The organism is Patescibacteria group bacterium (assembly GCA_030583705.1).
Lineage (GTDB): Bacteria > Patescibacteriota > Patescibacteriia > Patescibacteriales > Patescibacteriaceae > Patescibacterium.
Window position 1 is genome coordinate 638,795 of sequence record CP129471.1, and the last position, 13,573, is coordinate 652,367.

The window sequence follows — 13,573 nt, forward strand, 5'->3', positions numbered from 1 at the left end:
AAAACTATAATTCCCCTTTAAAAGCTTTCTTTAAAACCGACTTTTTCAATTCTTCAAGATCAGCTAGTTTCTGCTTATAAATCTCTTCCAGTTTCTTGGTTTCAGCAGAAAGTGCGTCAAATTTGGCGACGATTGATTTTTGTTGGGGAAGAGGTGGAATAAAAAAAATAAGATTTTCAATATCATTTTTATTAATAGACGAAAATACGGCACCAGTATTTCCTAAAATTTCTTTTTCTTTTGAGAGAATAGCATAAAAAATAAAATCCTTATCAACATTTTTCCTCGGTCTTATTATAGCTAAACCGCGTCCAATACAAATCTTTTGCGTAGCAAAGTTTATTGGGCCAACTGGTGCTCTAACTGACATTAAAATATCGTTTTTTAACGCTTCCTTTGTAGTTTTTGTTGTCCAAGTTGTTGGCTCCCCAATATATTTCTCTTTAAATTCTTTTTTTCCTTGATAGAAAGGAAGACCCTTCCCTAATTTGTTATAAAATCTTCCTTCTGGCGATTGTCCTGCTATGACCTCGCAAACATCACCCAATAATCCTTCCCTCCAATCTTTTCTTGGATTTACAAAAACACTTTGTAGATACGATTCAAAAAACTCTTTAGCATTTTGTAGATTTTTTTCCGCATTTTCTTTCGCCTTTGCTACATCCACAAAAATCTCATCCAAAATTTTAACAATGCGGTGTTGTTCGGGGAGGGGTGGGAGCGGGATTTGGATATTTCTAAGATTTGCTTGATTTAACTTCGGGACAGTAAGTCCTGTCGTATGTTTTGTTAAATCGGTCAAATAAAAATAAAAAATAATCCAATTATCTAAAATAATATTTCTATGCGGTCGTATAACGTGCGCGTGATTATTGACCCAATATTTTCCATCTGCAATAAACGCCGTACGTTCTCCTGATTCCCATTTTGCTCCATCTTCTCCAATTAAAACTAACTTTTCATCAAAAATATAATCTCCGACATAATCTAAAATACCAGTAGCTCCATAATACGGATATTCACCAGTCGCGCGGTTTCTCTTTGTGATTGGCTTTCGTTTATTATCTAAAATATCACAAACCTCGCCGAGTTTTTTTATTTGCCAGCTAGCTTTCATATTTCTCTCTTCTTGTTTCTCCATTAATTAGCTGCCTATCCCACTCAAGTATTTCACTTCCGTTTTCTTTTCTATACAATGATAAATTATACACTTCTGATATTTCAAGATAGGGATTATGTCCAACGATTACATATTGTGGATATTTTTTCCATTTATCTCTCAATTTTTGTGCTTCTATGCTTTCTAGCCCCTGCTGATCTATAACACTTCCTAATTTTCTATACAAATCAGATTGAAAATGCGTCAATAACGGAACTGATCCTCCAAACAACTCTCCTTCTCTTTTTCTTTCTAAATTATAATGGGAAAGAAATATTTTTTCAGAAAATGAGCACACTTCCATTTTATAAATATTTTTTGCTATTTCTATGATATCCTTAAATTTTTTCCTTACGCTTATCACATCTATAACCCTTCTCTTAATTCCCAATCTCTTTAATTGTTCGTCCTCATCTTCCGCATGGAATCCCCACTGTACCAACCACGCTACACTCATTTCTTCTAGTTTTTTTGTTTGGCAGTTAGCTTTCATAACTTTTTTATAATAACAAAAACACCGCCCGTAACGTTTTGTCCAGTTGGTTGCCAAAAATCAACAAACTTATCTAGACTCCATTTTTGATATTGTCCACCTAATTCCTTATGCGGATCATGAACATAAATTATCTTATTCTTTTTATCAACACCCACCACTAATCTAAAATGCCCTAGATCCTTATGCTCTTCATTTTTTGTAAACTGCTGACAAACGATGATAGGAATCTTTGATTTTTTAGTTAAAAATTGTAATAAATTAAAGCATTCATCAGGATTATTGTAATCTACCTTATTCCAAAAAGATAAAAATCCCCTCCTTAAAGAATCGGCAACTAATGCATCAGTTGTAATCCTAAAATTTCCAGTGCCATGGGGTTCTAATTGTTTGTATTTTTTATAAATTTCTTCTTGAGAAACATCATTCAATCCATAATATTTATAAACCATCTCTAAAACAGCAGCTCCGCAAGCATTTTCATTTATTTGATAAATAAAGGGTACTTTTAAATTTCGATTTTTAAATCGATCAAAAATATCACCAAGTTTTTTTGTTTGCCAATTAGCTTTCATAATTTATAATTTGATCTTCAAATATTTTAATCAACTTTAAAATTTCGTTTGCAGAAATTGCCGAATCTCCATATTGAAAAGACACATCACATTTATCATCTTGTTTTTTCAAAATATTATCTTCGTATTTCCAATTCCCTTGAAAGTTTCTGCCAAAATCAATAATAATATTACCATTATCAATTTCGCGATTTAAATATGGGTGCGCCCCAGCATCACGTAATTTTTTAATCACAGAATCATCAATAGATTGTGAGTTAAGAACATGATCTAAATGCCTTAATCGGATCATTAATTCTATAAATACTGACTGAATAAACGGATTATTCCCGCCATCAAATAAAACCCCCGTGTCGTACAATTCACGACATCTTCTAAGGTTTAGCTTTATAATAATTTTATCTTTTTTTAAATCCATATTCATTTTTTATTTATCAGTTAGTTTTTGTGCTATCTTTAATCATAACTCGATCATTATGAGGCAATGACACTTTTTACAAAATCAACTATTTTCTTATAGCCATCATTTTCTGTACACTTATTATTGTTTTCTTCCAAACTTACATAAAACTCAACATCGGCACATTCTCCTTTGATCAAGCCAATACTATTTTCAAGATCTGGATCAATTCTCAAACAATCCATGATTAGTCCGTCGGTTTTTAATTTTTCAATATTTTCGTTAAGAATTTTATGCGAAATCTTATGCGGATTTTTCCCCTTACACTCATCATTGTCGCCGTCATACATACACCAAACCTTAATGCCAAATTTATGGAGTAGATTTGCAAACTTATAAAAATGATATTTACCAACAGTATCTATAATGGTTATTTTTGCAGTTCCACTTTCATCATAAAATGCACCTTTGGGGTTATTGAAAAGAAATGAAAACATGGCTTTTTCCGTTGAGCCTTCAACTAAAATAACTTTTTGCGATAAAAAAGCATTTGCTCTTGTTGGATTAATCCATAGTAAATATCTAAGATGATCGGATTTTGCAATTTTCTCAGCTTCTTCTGCGACTTCCTGTTCTGTTAGTTTTGGATTTTTACACTCGTTTTTTGCCAAAGCCATTAAATTGCCATTGCTCGTACAAATATTGTCAATCTCTTGATCTGTTACTTGTGATATTTTTGAAATAATACCATCCATGTATACTCTTTTAATTTGGGAGTATTTTTCAACATGATTTAGGAAGTATGGGGAATGCGAAGTCAAAATGACTTGCGCGTCAGATGAATTAGCTATCTCTTCAAGTTTATTGCGAAAATATGTTTGATGATTTGGGTGTAAGAATAGTTCTGGCTCTTCAATTATATAGAAAGTGCAATCATTTTTTGCCGGCTTCTTCCCAGTTTTTGGCTCCTCCTTATTCAATTCAGCTAAATTCGCAATAAGGGAAAACATCATTGAGCGCTGGAATCCATCACCCTGCGAACCCAATGGCAATTTATCACTAATTCCCGCCACGCTTGTATGTGGCCTAAAACATGATTTTATAAGATCTTCGGCATCGGGCGGCACCAAATCAAAACCAATTTGTACATTGCCATAATCAAGCATTTTCTTTGAAATGTCTTCCTTTAGTTTTTGAATTGCACTATCTTCACCCTCACTAATAAAATTTGATAATGCGCTAATAGATTCTACAACTCGACCATAATGCTGATTTTTTTCGTCCTCCGCTTTTATTCGTGCGATGATATTTTTTGTTACTAATTGGTTCAATGACGAGTTTGCTGTAAATTTCAATTCTTCACTTAGCGGTCTGACCGATGGCATATAAATCACATCGCCGAAACTAGGTTTAGCCACTGTCTTCCAGCCAAGTAATTTTGTATCTTTTATGTCTTCATCTGCATTGCCGGTATAACCATAATACTCACACGCCAATGCTTTATCGCTAATTTTACTTCGCGATAAGACGGCGCGGACTTTAAATTTTCCCTCAACCAAATACTCGTCCGGATGAGTAAACTCTTCGTCTTTTTGTAATTCAAATTCAACCTCAATGTATGGATCATCGCTTATACTATTATTTACATCTTTAAGAGCAAGTTTTTCCTTGCCAAAAAACCAAAGTAAGGCAAATAAAACATTGCTTTTACCAGAGTTATTCTCACCAACAAAAACTGTATAATTTGCCATATCAATATAACTGTCGGTGTATGACTTTATGCCATGAATTTTTATCTGTGAAATCTTCATAATTACAAAAACTTCTTGATACTATCCAAAGTATTATTACCCTCCTCATCCAATCTCTTCATCTCCTCCAAAATCTCCTTCGGTTCTCTTAAAATTACCTCATCGTTTTTATTCGGATTCTTAACAGACAAATCAAAAGTATTTTGATCAATATCCTTTACGTCTATTGACCATGAATTTGCACTGTCTGCCTTGGTCCCTCCGGTTCCGCTCAAGGCTATTTTTTGTAATTTAACAAATTCCGCCAAGTCAGATTCATTTAACGGATTACCTTTGCCAAGATTACGATTTAGGTTAAGCTGATAAAACCAAACCTTTTTTGTTGGCGCTCCTTTTTCAAAAAATAAAACAACGGTTTTTACTCCTGCGCCTTGAAAAGCTCCTCCGGGCAGATCTAAAACCGTGTGCAGATTACAGTTTTCTAATAAAAGCTTACGAAGCGACACGCTGGCGTTGTCGGTGTTGGAAAGAAAGGTATTTTTAATAACAATACCGGCTTTTCCACCTGCTTTAAGAATTTTTATAAAATGCTGAAGAAACAGATTGTCAGATGAACTAGACTTGATTGGAAAATTCTGTTGAAGCTCTGTTCCTATTTTTGCCCCAAAAGGCGGATTGGCCAAAATAACATCATAACGATCTTTTTCCTGAATATCATTGATGTTTTCCGCTAATGTATTTGTGTGTTTAATGTTCGGTGCTTCAATGCCATGCAAAATCATATTCATGATACCGATGATATAAGCCAGGGATTTAATTTCTTTACCGTAAAAAGTTTTATTTTGTAAAATTGCCATCTGAGCGGAAGAGAGCTTGGATTGATTGGCGGTAAGGTATTTATAAGCTTCCACCAAAAATCCGGCACTTCCGCAAGCGCCGTCATAAATAGTATCACCGATTTTCGGATTCACAACTTTAACAATGGTTTCAATCAAGGGACGTGGTGTGTAATATTCTCCGCCATTTCGTCCGGCATTGCCCATGTTCTTGATCTTGGCTTCATAAAGATGAGAAAGCTCATGCTTTTCTTCATAAAGCCGAAAATGCATGTCATCCACCACATTCAAAATTTCCCGCAGTTTATAGCCACTGGAAATCTTATTTTTAAGTTCAGAAAAAATTTCACCGATCTTATATTCAATCGTATTCGGATCTTCTGCTCTAAATTTCTTAAGATAGGGAAAAAGCTTGTTATTTACAAAATCCTTTAGATCATCGCCATCCAACGCTTTACCATGATCCAATTTACCATCTCCATTTTTAGGACAAGCCCAAGTATTCCAGCGATATTCCGGGGATAAAATATATTCATAACTTTTACCGGATAAGCTAGCTGATGTTTTCTTATCTTCTTCCAGATCATCAAGATACTTCAAGAATAAAATCCACGAGGTCTGCTCCACATAATCTAATTCAGTTCCACAACCGGAATCCGTGTGCAGAATATTATCAATGTTTTTAAATGATTGTTCAAACATAATATTTCTATAATAAGGTATCTATCCTGTCGGGCTGCCCGGAATCGAACCGAGGCTACATGCACCCCATGCACGCGTACTACCACTATACTACAGCCCGTGGTAAAAGCAAATATTTCTCTTTCTTTTGTTCTTTTCCCACCCGGCACCACCAGAGCCCGAACTAAGCATTGGCGTTGTTCCAGTGGGGTTTTTAAACCGTTAAAACGATTAAAAGAATCTCCTATTCTTAAAACCAGACGTATCCGGTTTTAACTGTAATAAAAAATCCATTTACCCCCTAGCCTTCTCCGGATAACACCACGGTGTAATCCTTTAGAAGATGCCAATGTAAGAAAGTACCAAAACTTAGTGCGGGAATAATGAAGCCGGGTGGGAAAAGAACTGCCGCTTAATTGTATCACAAAAAAAGACTTTTTAAAAGAGTGAAAAAACTTAATTTATTACCTATTTTTCAAAAAATCACCCCCTAGCAAGGGGGTGATCTAAGTATTTTAACTATCTCTTTCCCCTATTCCTTTATCCCATCCAAGTTAACATCATAAAGGATCTCATCAGAGATAAGGCGATAGGAAAGAATCTCTTCTGGTTTAAACCACATAACCATTTCCTTTTCCGCTTCTTCGCTATTACCGGAAGCATGTAAAAGGTTTCTAATACTTCGGCTATCTGTATCGGCAGCCGCAAAAGAGTCTAAACTATAATCTCCACGAATAGTTCCGGGAGGAGCGGTTAGAGGCTCAGTAAAACCAGCCATCTTGCGAACCACTTCAATAGCATGCGAACCCTGCCAAATCATAGCCACTACTGGTCCCGCAGATAAATACTTGGCATTAGCCTTTAGAACTGCCATCCCGTTTTCTCGGTTAGTTTCATAAGGAGACTGTAAGCCCTTTTTCTCATAAGCAGCTCTAGCCTTAGCCCCAACGGCTTCCAACCACTCTTCTCCCCCGATATTGTAATAATGATCTTCAGCTTGCTGTTCAGTAGGAACAACCATCTTAAGTCCAATTAACTTAAGCCCAACTTTCTCAAAACGACCGACAATCTCGGCGATTAAAGACCTCTGCACTCCGTCCGGCTTAATAATCACCAGGGTGCGTTCTTCTTTTAAGTGTTTCATACAATAATTATTCTTAAATAATTTAATAAAGATATGCCCAGTATAGCATACTGGGTAAATTATTCAAGGTACCATGATAACTTCCTATAAAGGAAGTAAAAACTCACTCATAAATCAAAAAACCATCCGTCTTAAGTCTAATCGTGCCCAATTCATCCGTACGGCGATATGGGATGTTCATTCTTTCTAACCTACTAATCGTTAACGGAGATGGATGACCGTATGAGTTACCCATGCCCGAACTAATTAAAACCAAAGAAGGGTTAACCGCTGCGATAAAATCCTTACCTGAACTGGTGGCAGAACCATGGTGTCCGGCTTTTAAGATATCTGCTTTTAAATTACTCTTAGCCCCTAAAAGCTCTTGTTCAGCTTCATGTTCAGCATCACCGGTTAAAAGTAAACTTATCTCCTTGTAAACGGCTTTAGCTACTATGGAGCTGTTGTTAAGGTTAGAAATTCTTTCTCCCCAAAAACTTTCCAAAGGAAAAAGAAATTCTAAACTAAGATCTCCTATTTCTATAATCTCCGGACCCTCAAGGATTCTGGTTTGAATAGAGCGCTTAAGTAGTTCATTTAAAAAATGCGTATAAGTAGCCGAAGAATATTCCACCCCCGTCATTATTACTGCCCCAACCCTGTATCTTCTAATTACCTCATTAAGACCGGCTAAGTGATCTTCGTGTGGATGGGTTAAAATAATTAGATCTATTTGCCTTTCCCAAAAAGGCAACTCCTCACCCAATCTTCTAATTACGCTTTTACCCGCTCCACCGTCTATTAAAATATTTTGCCCACTAGGAGCTTCAAGTAATATGGCATCCCCTTGCCCAACATCCAGTATACTAATCTCCAACCAAGACTCTGGAGTTTGCTTATACCAAATTAAAAAAAAGACGACCGCTAAAGCGGCCGTCCCTAAAGATAAAGACAGTCCCCTCCTAATTATCATAAATTTATTTTAAGGATAAAGGAGGGAAGAACGAAGAACAAAAAGAAAAAGAAGAACTTTAAGAGACCTTAGCCAAAGCTTCGGTTAAAATTTCTTTGGACTGTACCCCGGTAAAGCGCTCTGCTGGCTCTCCATTACGGAAAATAATTAAAGTCGGAATACTCATAACCCCGTATTCTTGGGCAATCTGCATAGCTTGTTCAGTGTCTAGTTTACCAATCACAGCCTTTTCCTCAAGCTCTTCAGATAACTCGTCTATAATCGGGGCTTGCATTTGGCAAGGACCGCACCAACTGGCGTAAAAATCCACCAAAACAGGTTTTGTTTTGGAAGCTTCAATAACTTCATTATTAAAACCTTCTTGCGTAAAAACTTTGCTCATATATTTAAAATTAAGATTTAACGGTCATTTAAAGATAGCATATTATTACTTACCTGACAAGAAGCTTTTACTCCTTATCCGCCGATGATAACCAATGGCAAATCGGTGGGCTTCATCTCGTACCCGCTTAATTAGATGTAAGGCTGGCGAAGCTAAGGATAGTTCTAAAGGCTTACTTTGTCCCGGAAAATAAAGCTTATCCCGAGCTCCAGCACTTCGCAAACCTTCTCCCTTAACAATCCCGATTATCGGGATATTAAGCTTATGTTTTTTAAAAACCTTAAAAACCACATTAACCTGAGCCTTGCCACCATCTACTACTAATAAGTCCGGCAAAGGCCAATCGTGCTTAAGTCTTCTTTCTAGTATCTCACGGATCATCATAACATCCCCCTTGGCTCTGTCTTGGGAACTTAAGTTGTTTTTACTCTCACCCTCTTTATTAACATTCTCTTTAATCTTAAACTTACGATATTGTCCACTGTCCGCTTCCCCGTCCCGAAAAACTACCATGGAACCAACAGCTTCTCTTCCGAAAATATTAGAAATATCATAGCCTTCAATTCGATCAGGTACTGTGGGCAAGTTAAGAATCTTAGCCAATTCAACCGTGTCATTGGCGTATTTCTCCGCCAAACTTAAAACCTTAGTATGCTCAAGTACTTTTTCCATCTGGGATAAAAGATATTCCAAACGAGCAACTCCTTCTTCGTCTTGTTTTTTCTTTTTTTCTTTAAGTTCTTTTTGCCATTGTCTAACGACCTTGCCTTTATGACCTTCAAAAAACAGCATAAGGGGCTTAATAACCATGTTAAGATATTCTTGGCGACTAACCTTACCGACGCAAGGTCCTAGACAACGACTTATCTGGTAATAGAAGCAAGGTTTTTTCTGTAATCTCTTAGCCGAACAATATGGCCAGATCTTACGAAGAGCTTTAAGAGTTTCCTTAACCGCCCGGGAACTAACAAAAGGTCCGTAATAGATACCGGTTTGCCCAACGGTTCTAGTTAAAAAAACACCGGGGATTTCGTCTTCTAAAGATACATGAACATAATAAAAACGTTTATCGTCTCGCAAGTCTATGTTATAAAAAGGTTGGTGTTTTTTGATCAAATTAGCCTCTAAAAGCAAAGCTTCAATCTCACTCTCCGTTTCGGTCCATTCCACCCGACTGATTTCTTGTACCATCCTTTGTTTAGCCGGAGTATGGGCATTACCCTTTTGCCAGTATGAAAAAACCCGGCTACGCAAGTTAACCGCCTTCCCGATATAGATAATCTTGCCAGAAGAATTATAAAAACGATAGCAACCAGCAATAATGGGCAAATTAAGTTTTTTAACTTCAGCAAGGTTCATGGAGGGTAAATAATTTAAAAAATATCTAAAATTAACAAAATATCTTACTTATATATCATAACACAAGAAAAAAAAGAAGGATATGAAAAAGCCGACACTGTTGGTCGGCTTTGAAAACGCAATAAGAACTTTACCTATAAAGATTGTGATCAATGATATCGGAGAGGTTAGGCCTTACAGGATAGTTTCTTCTCCTTGTATCTTTATCCTCTTTCTCTTTATAAAGCTTATTATTCTCAAGAAGAGAATAAAGCTCCATAAGAATTTCAGCAAATCCGCCTTTAATTTCTTTTTGCTTGAGAATTTTTTTTCCATGATCTAGTGTTGCAGTGCCATCTTTAAGGAAATCAACAAGGACAACATATTTATCAAATCCCTTGTCGCCAATATTATCTTCGCCCTTCTTCGAGAAGTCCAAAGATCCGCACTCGATAGAGTCCTCAGAGCCTTCATAATCATTACAACATTTAACGCCTAGCTCTTTTAAGAACTTTGTTACTTCTTTCTGAGCTTCTGACATTTTCTTTTCATCTTTCAATTTAGAAAAGATCAGATATTGAAAGATAGCATTACCTATGTACCTAATTATGTCATAGGTATTTTTTGTTTCTTTAGTTTTCATCTTTAATTTTTAATGTTTTTTAAGAAAATTTTAAAAAATTATTAGACTAATAAACTTATCAACAAACCCTAAGATTTCATCCGATGAGCCGTAGTGCCCAAAATATTCAAGAGTCTGAACTGCCGTAAAGACACCACCACGAGCCATAGCAAGACTAGTTGAGGAAAGGATCCTGTTGTTTAAAAATCATCTCTGCTAGCCCATTCTTTCGGATAACAATGAAAATATCCACTCCCTCTGAACTATTTGGATCTTTTTCTTGTTTAAGGGAAAAATACCCTCCCAGCAAAACATCATTATCATTATCATCAAAAAAATGAAAAAATGAAATTTTCTGAGCATACTCAATAATCAACTCATTTAAACCCTTAGCTCTCGTAGGGTCTATGTCTTTATCTAGGTAATAGGCTTTAACAAAATGCCTAATTTCCACTAAAGCTTCTTTAGCTTTTTTAAAGTCCTCTAAAGTTTGCATTAAAAAATTCCTTATTTTATTTTTTGAAATTACCTAATCTCTAACATATAATATTAGAAAAGTCAAGGGTAAAAAAGTTGACTTCAAGAAAATACCCCTATAACAAGCAATAAATCATATATCTTGTTATTTATAGGTTAGTCTTGCCTAAAAAAGCATAATAAATTAAACTGTAAGGTATGAAACCAAGATTATCCAAACTTTGTTTTACTCCCATGGCCTTCTTTAGACAGGTGGGCTTATGGCGGGGTTAACTTCTAACTCCGACACTAAGCCCCTTGTGGGGCTTATTTTTTAAGTCTTAATACTATTAATTACCATAATAATTTAACCTTTATGAACTTATACGACGCACCTCACCTAAAGAGGAACTATTACAAAACCGACATGAGCGAACAAGAACGTCTCTTGGCTGAATTGGAACAAAAAACCGATCTAGACAGCGAACGACTAAAACGCTATATCGCCATACCTGATTTAAGTAAAAAAGAAGACAGTCCGGTAAAGATTATTACCGAAAGAGTTATTAATCTGCCAACCCTTAAGAATCTGGACATCATTGAAACCCCGGAAGTAATTACTCCTGAACTAGTCTTTGATCTTTTTAACTTCCCGAAAGACCACCCAGCTCGCAGTGCCAGCGATACCTACTTTTTAGACGAAAACCATGTCTTAAGATCGCATACCAGCTTAATGTGGAAATATTATTTTGATATCCCGGAAATCCCCAAGAAATTAGAAGAATTTGGTTCAGTTGGTGTTTTAAGCTACGGTAAATGCTACCGTAGAGATGAGATAGACTGGCAGCACTACAATATCCTTCACCAAATAGACGGTTTCTTTGTGGTTAAGAAAGAAATTAAAACTTTAGAACAAGCCGATCTTGAAGCTATCTTATTAGAAGTTGCCCGCTCTTTATATGGACAAGATGTAGTCTATAATTTCCTGGTGGATCATTTCCCTTATACCGACCCGAGCCTAGAAATGAATATCCAACTTAATGGCCAATGGGTGGAAATTTTAGGGGCCGGTATCGCTCATCCTAACGTAGTACGTAATTTAGGTCTTGACCCTGAAGTATATAATGCCTGGGCTTTTGGTTTTGGTTCGGATAGACTCGCGATGATTAAACTACAACTACCAGATATTCGGCTACTTTACTCTACCGACGAAAGAATAACCAAGCAACTTAAAGACCTAGATACTGTCTTTACACCGGTTAGTAAATATCCGCCGGTTATTAGGGACATTTCTTTTATAGTAGATAAATCTTTTGACTTAAACATTTATTACGAGCTAGTACGAGAAATCGCCGGTTCGGAATTTGTCGAAGAAGTAAAGCTTTTAGATACCTACGAAAACGAAGAAAAGTTCGGAGCAGATAAAACCAGCTATACTTTCCGTATTATGTACCGCCACCTGGATCGTACTCTAACCAACGAAGAAGTAGATACTAAGCATAAGAAACTAGAAGAAATTACCATTGAACGCTTTGGAGCTGAGGTAAGATAATATTCAACGATAGATTTAATAAAAAGCCTCTTATACCTTAAATGCGCCACCCGGGTGGCGCATTTAAGCTTAGTAAAAATAAAACCCAAAAACGTAGTTATAGTTTTTTGTAACGCACCGCTCTACCAAGACCAAGTCGTTCAATCTTCTTATAAGATAATAATTTAGTAAGTGCTTGATTAACTGTTGGACGAGCCACCTTGGTTTTTTGACTAATCTCTTGAGGTGTCGCTTCAGAGACAGCTTGCAGATATTGCCAAACAGAGAGCTGTTTAGGTGATAATAGTTTTTCAATATCCTGCTTATTAAGCACATCAATTGCCATCATTGACTGCTTAAGTAAAACTGTCAAGAAAAATTCCAACCATGGCGTGATATTTTCATTTTTAGTGTTAATGGTTTTTTGGCTTTGTCGCAGGGCCAAATAATAAGCGTCCTTATTATCTTCAATGATTTTTTCATGCGAAACATAGGGCATGTAAACATAACCCTCTTTTAACAAAAAGAAGTTAGTTAAAATCCTAGCTAATCGGCCATTACCGTCTTGAAAGGGATGGATGTTCAAGAACTCCACCAAAAAATTTCCTACTACTAAAAGATGATTATATTTTCTTATCCTTAATTGTCGCTCGGTCCATTCAATCAATTCTCCCATTTCTTTCGCTGTTAAATAGGGCGGGGTGGTTTTAAAGATAGTCCCCAAGATATTACCCTGACCATCTACCGCCTCAACTCTATTTTCATTTGTCTTATAATCACCCCTGTGCCAACGATCTTTTTCTGAAAATAACAAAAGCTCTTTATGTAAATGCTTAATGGTACTCTCGCTAAATCTTATTGAAGGCCAATTTTCAAATAATTTGGTCAACAATTCATAATAACCTCTCACCTCCTGTTTATCTCGAGCAGTGAATTTTTGCATAGCTAAACCACGGATAAACTTCTCAACATCCTCATCGGAAAGTTGAGAACCTTCTATTCGAGTAGAAGCTCCGGTAGAGGTGACCAAAACTGAACGCTTTAGTCGTCCCAAAAGCTGAGCGCTTAATGACACCCCTGAAGTCCATTGCCCCCTTAAAGCTTCAATTTGGCCGACTTTCTCCCAAATACTCTCTGGCAGAGATCTTAGTCTTTTATCAAAATTTCTCATATTATAATCTAATATAGTAACATATATTAGATTATATAAGATTATGGAAAAAGTCAAGTAAGCCGATTACTCACCCCTTATT

14 protein-coding genes and 1 tRNA gene are annotated in these 13,573 nt (G+C 36.2%); 1 reads left to right on the plus strand and 14 read right to left on the minus strand.

The window, feature by feature from the left end:
• Positions 1-4: 4 nt before the first annotated feature.
• The 13 genes from QY321_03125 to QY321_03185 all read right to left on the minus strand — a co-directional run bounded on the left by QY321_03125 (position 5) and on the right by QY321_03185 (position 10,829).
• Positions 5-1,141 carry a restriction endonuclease subunit S gene (locus QY321_03125; GenBank protein ID WKZ24584.1) on the minus strand — a complete coding sequence of 379 codons (1,137 nt, stop codon included), beginning with the start codon at positions 1,139-1,141 and terminating at the stop codon, positions 5-7.
• The gene (locus QY321_03130; protein ID WKZ24585.1) at positions 1,107-1,652 is read right to left on the minus strand and encodes a hypothetical protein; all 546 of its coding nucleotides are present in this window, start codon (positions 1,650-1,652) and stop codon (positions 1,107-1,109) included. The genes QY321_03125 and QY321_03130 overlap by 35 nt, the downstream gene beginning before the upstream one ends.
• The gene (locus QY321_03135; protein WKZ24586.1) at positions 1,649-2,227 is read right to left on the minus strand and encodes a papain-like cysteine protease family protein; all 579 of its coding nucleotides are present in this window, start codon (positions 2,225-2,227) and stop codon (positions 1,649-1,651) included. The genes QY321_03130 and QY321_03135 overlap by 4 nt, the downstream gene beginning before the upstream one ends.
• Complete coding sequence (locus QY321_03140; protein WKZ24587.1) at positions 2,217-2,645, minus strand: hypothetical protein; 429 nt, start codon at positions 2,643-2,645, stop codon at positions 2,217-2,219. Before QY321_03140 ends, QY321_03135 begins: the two co-directional genes overlap by 11 nt.
• A 56-nt stretch (positions 2,646-2,701) precedes the next feature.
• Positions 2,702-4,438 carry an AAA family ATPase gene (locus QY321_03145; protein WKZ24588.1) on the minus strand — a complete coding sequence of 579 codons (1,737 nt, stop codon included), beginning with the start codon at positions 4,436-4,438 and terminating at the stop codon, positions 2,702-2,704.
• Positions 4,439-4,440: 2 nt separating this feature from the next.
• On the minus strand, positions 4,441-5,916 hold the full coding sequence (locus tag QY321_03150; protein WKZ24589.1) for an N-6 DNA methylase: 1,476 nt from the start codon (positions 5,914-5,916) through the stop codon (positions 4,441-4,443).
• 29 nt (positions 5,917-5,945) lie between these two features.
• Positions 5,946-6,016, minus strand: a tRNA-Pro gene (locus QY321_03155).
• Positions 6,017-6,427: 411 nt separating this feature from the next.
• The gene (locus tag QY321_03160) at positions 6,428-7,039 is read right to left on the minus strand and encodes a nucleoside-diphosphate kinase (GenBank protein ID WKZ24590.1); all 612 of its coding nucleotides are present in this window, start codon (positions 7,037-7,039) and stop codon (positions 6,428-6,430) included.
• A gap of 103 nt (positions 7,040-7,142) precedes the next feature.
• Positions 7,143-7,991: a ComEC/Rec2 family competence protein gene (locus QY321_03165; protein ID WKZ24591.1), complete on the minus strand. Its 849-nt coding sequence runs from the start codon at positions 7,989-7,991 to the stop codon at positions 7,143-7,145.
• A 58-nt stretch (positions 7,992-8,049) separates the two neighbouring features.
• Positions 8,050-8,373, minus strand: coding sequence for a thioredoxin (gene trxA / locus QY321_03170; GenBank protein ID WKZ24592.1), 324 nt, complete (start codon positions 8,371-8,373; stop codon positions 8,050-8,052).
• Between the two features lie 45 nt (positions 8,374-8,418).
• Complete coding sequence (locus QY321_03175; protein ID WKZ24593.1) at positions 8,419-9,732, minus strand: excinuclease ABC subunit UvrC; 1,314 nt, start codon at positions 9,730-9,732, stop codon at positions 8,419-8,421.
• Positions 9,733-9,862: 130 nt separating this feature from the next.
• A complete protein-coding gene (locus QY321_03180; protein WKZ24594.1) occupies positions 9,863-10,354 on the minus strand; it encodes a hypothetical protein in 492 nt (163 codons plus the stop codon).
• A 154-nt stretch (positions 10,355-10,508) separates the two neighbouring features.
• Entirely contained in the window at positions 10,509-10,829 is a 321-nt protein-coding gene (locus QY321_03185) for a hypothetical protein (GenBank protein ID WKZ24595.1), read from the minus strand.
• A gap of 336 nt (positions 10,830-11,165) precedes the next feature.
• On the opposite strand from QY321_03185, the gene QY321_03190 reads away from it, so the two are divergent.
• A complete protein-coding gene (locus QY321_03190; GenBank protein WKZ24596.1) occupies positions 11,166-12,341 on the plus strand; it encodes a hypothetical protein in 1,176 nt (391 codons plus the stop codon).
• A 97-nt stretch (positions 12,342-12,438) separates the two neighbouring features.
• Here QY321_03190 and QY321_03195 read toward each other — a convergent pair whose 3' ends face one another.
• Positions 12,439-13,491, minus strand: a complete 1,053-nt coding sequence (locus tag QY321_03195; GenBank protein WKZ24597.1) for a Fic family protein — start codon at positions 13,489-13,491, stop codon at positions 12,439-12,441.
• Positions 13,492-13,573: the final 82 nt, after the last annotated feature.

What these genes read in the sequence shown, in the direction of transcription:
- QY321_03130 (WKZ24585.1), bottom strand. Translation starts at nt 1,652, where the DNA reads ATGAAAGCTAACTGCCAAACAAAAAAACTAGAAGAAATGAGTGTAGCG.
- QY321_03135 (WKZ24586.1), bottom strand. Translation starts at nt 2,227, where the DNA reads ATGAAAGCTAATTGGCAAACAAAAAAACTTGGTGATATTTTTGATCGA.
- QY321_03190 (WKZ24596.1), top strand. Translation starts at nt 11,166, where the DNA reads ATGAACTTATACGACGCACCTCACCTAAAGAGGAACTATTACAAAACC.
- QY321_03125 (WKZ24584.1), bottom strand. Translation starts at nt 1,141, where the DNA reads ATGGAGAAACAAGAAGAGAGAAATATGAAAGCTAGCTGGCAAATAAAA.
- QY321_03140 (WKZ24587.1), bottom strand. Translation starts at nt 2,645, where the DNA reads ATGGATTTAAAAAAAGATAAAATTATTATAAAGCTAAACCTTAGAAGA.
- QY321_03180 (WKZ24594.1), bottom strand. Translation starts at nt 10,354, where the DNA reads ATGAAAACTAAAGAAACAAAAAATACCTATGACATAATTAGGTACATA.
- QY321_03195 (WKZ24597.1), bottom strand. Translation starts at nt 13,491, where the DNA reads ATGAGAAATTTTGATAAAAGACTAAGATCTCTGCCAGAGAGTATTTGG.
- QY321_03160 (WKZ24590.1), bottom strand. Translation starts at nt 7,039, where the DNA reads ATGAAACACTTAAAAGAAGAACGCACCCTGGTGATTATTAAGCCGGAC.
- QY321_03165 (WKZ24591.1), bottom strand. Translation starts at nt 7,991, where the DNA reads ATGATAATTAGGAGGGGACTGTCTTTATCTTTAGGGACGGCCGCTTTA.
- QY321_03150 (WKZ24589.1), bottom strand. Translation starts at nt 5,916, where the DNA reads ATGTTTGAACAATCATTTAAAAACATTGATAATATTCTGCACACGGAT.
- QY321_03175 (WKZ24593.1), bottom strand. Translation starts at nt 9,732, where the DNA reads ATGAACCTTGCTGAAGTTAAAAAACTTAATTTGCCCATTATTGCTGGT.
- trxA (WKZ24592.1), bottom strand. Translation starts at nt 8,373, where the DNA reads ATGAGCAAAGTTTTTACGCAAGAAGGTTTTAATAATGAAGTTATTGAA.
- QY321_03185 (WKZ24595.1), bottom strand. Translation starts at nt 10,829, where the DNA reads ATGCAAACTTTAGAGGACTTTAAAAAAGCTAAAGAAGCTTTAGTGGAA.
- QY321_03145 (WKZ24588.1), bottom strand. Translation starts at nt 4,438, where the DNA reads ATGAAGATTTCACAGATAAAAATTCATGGCATAAAGTCATACACCGAC.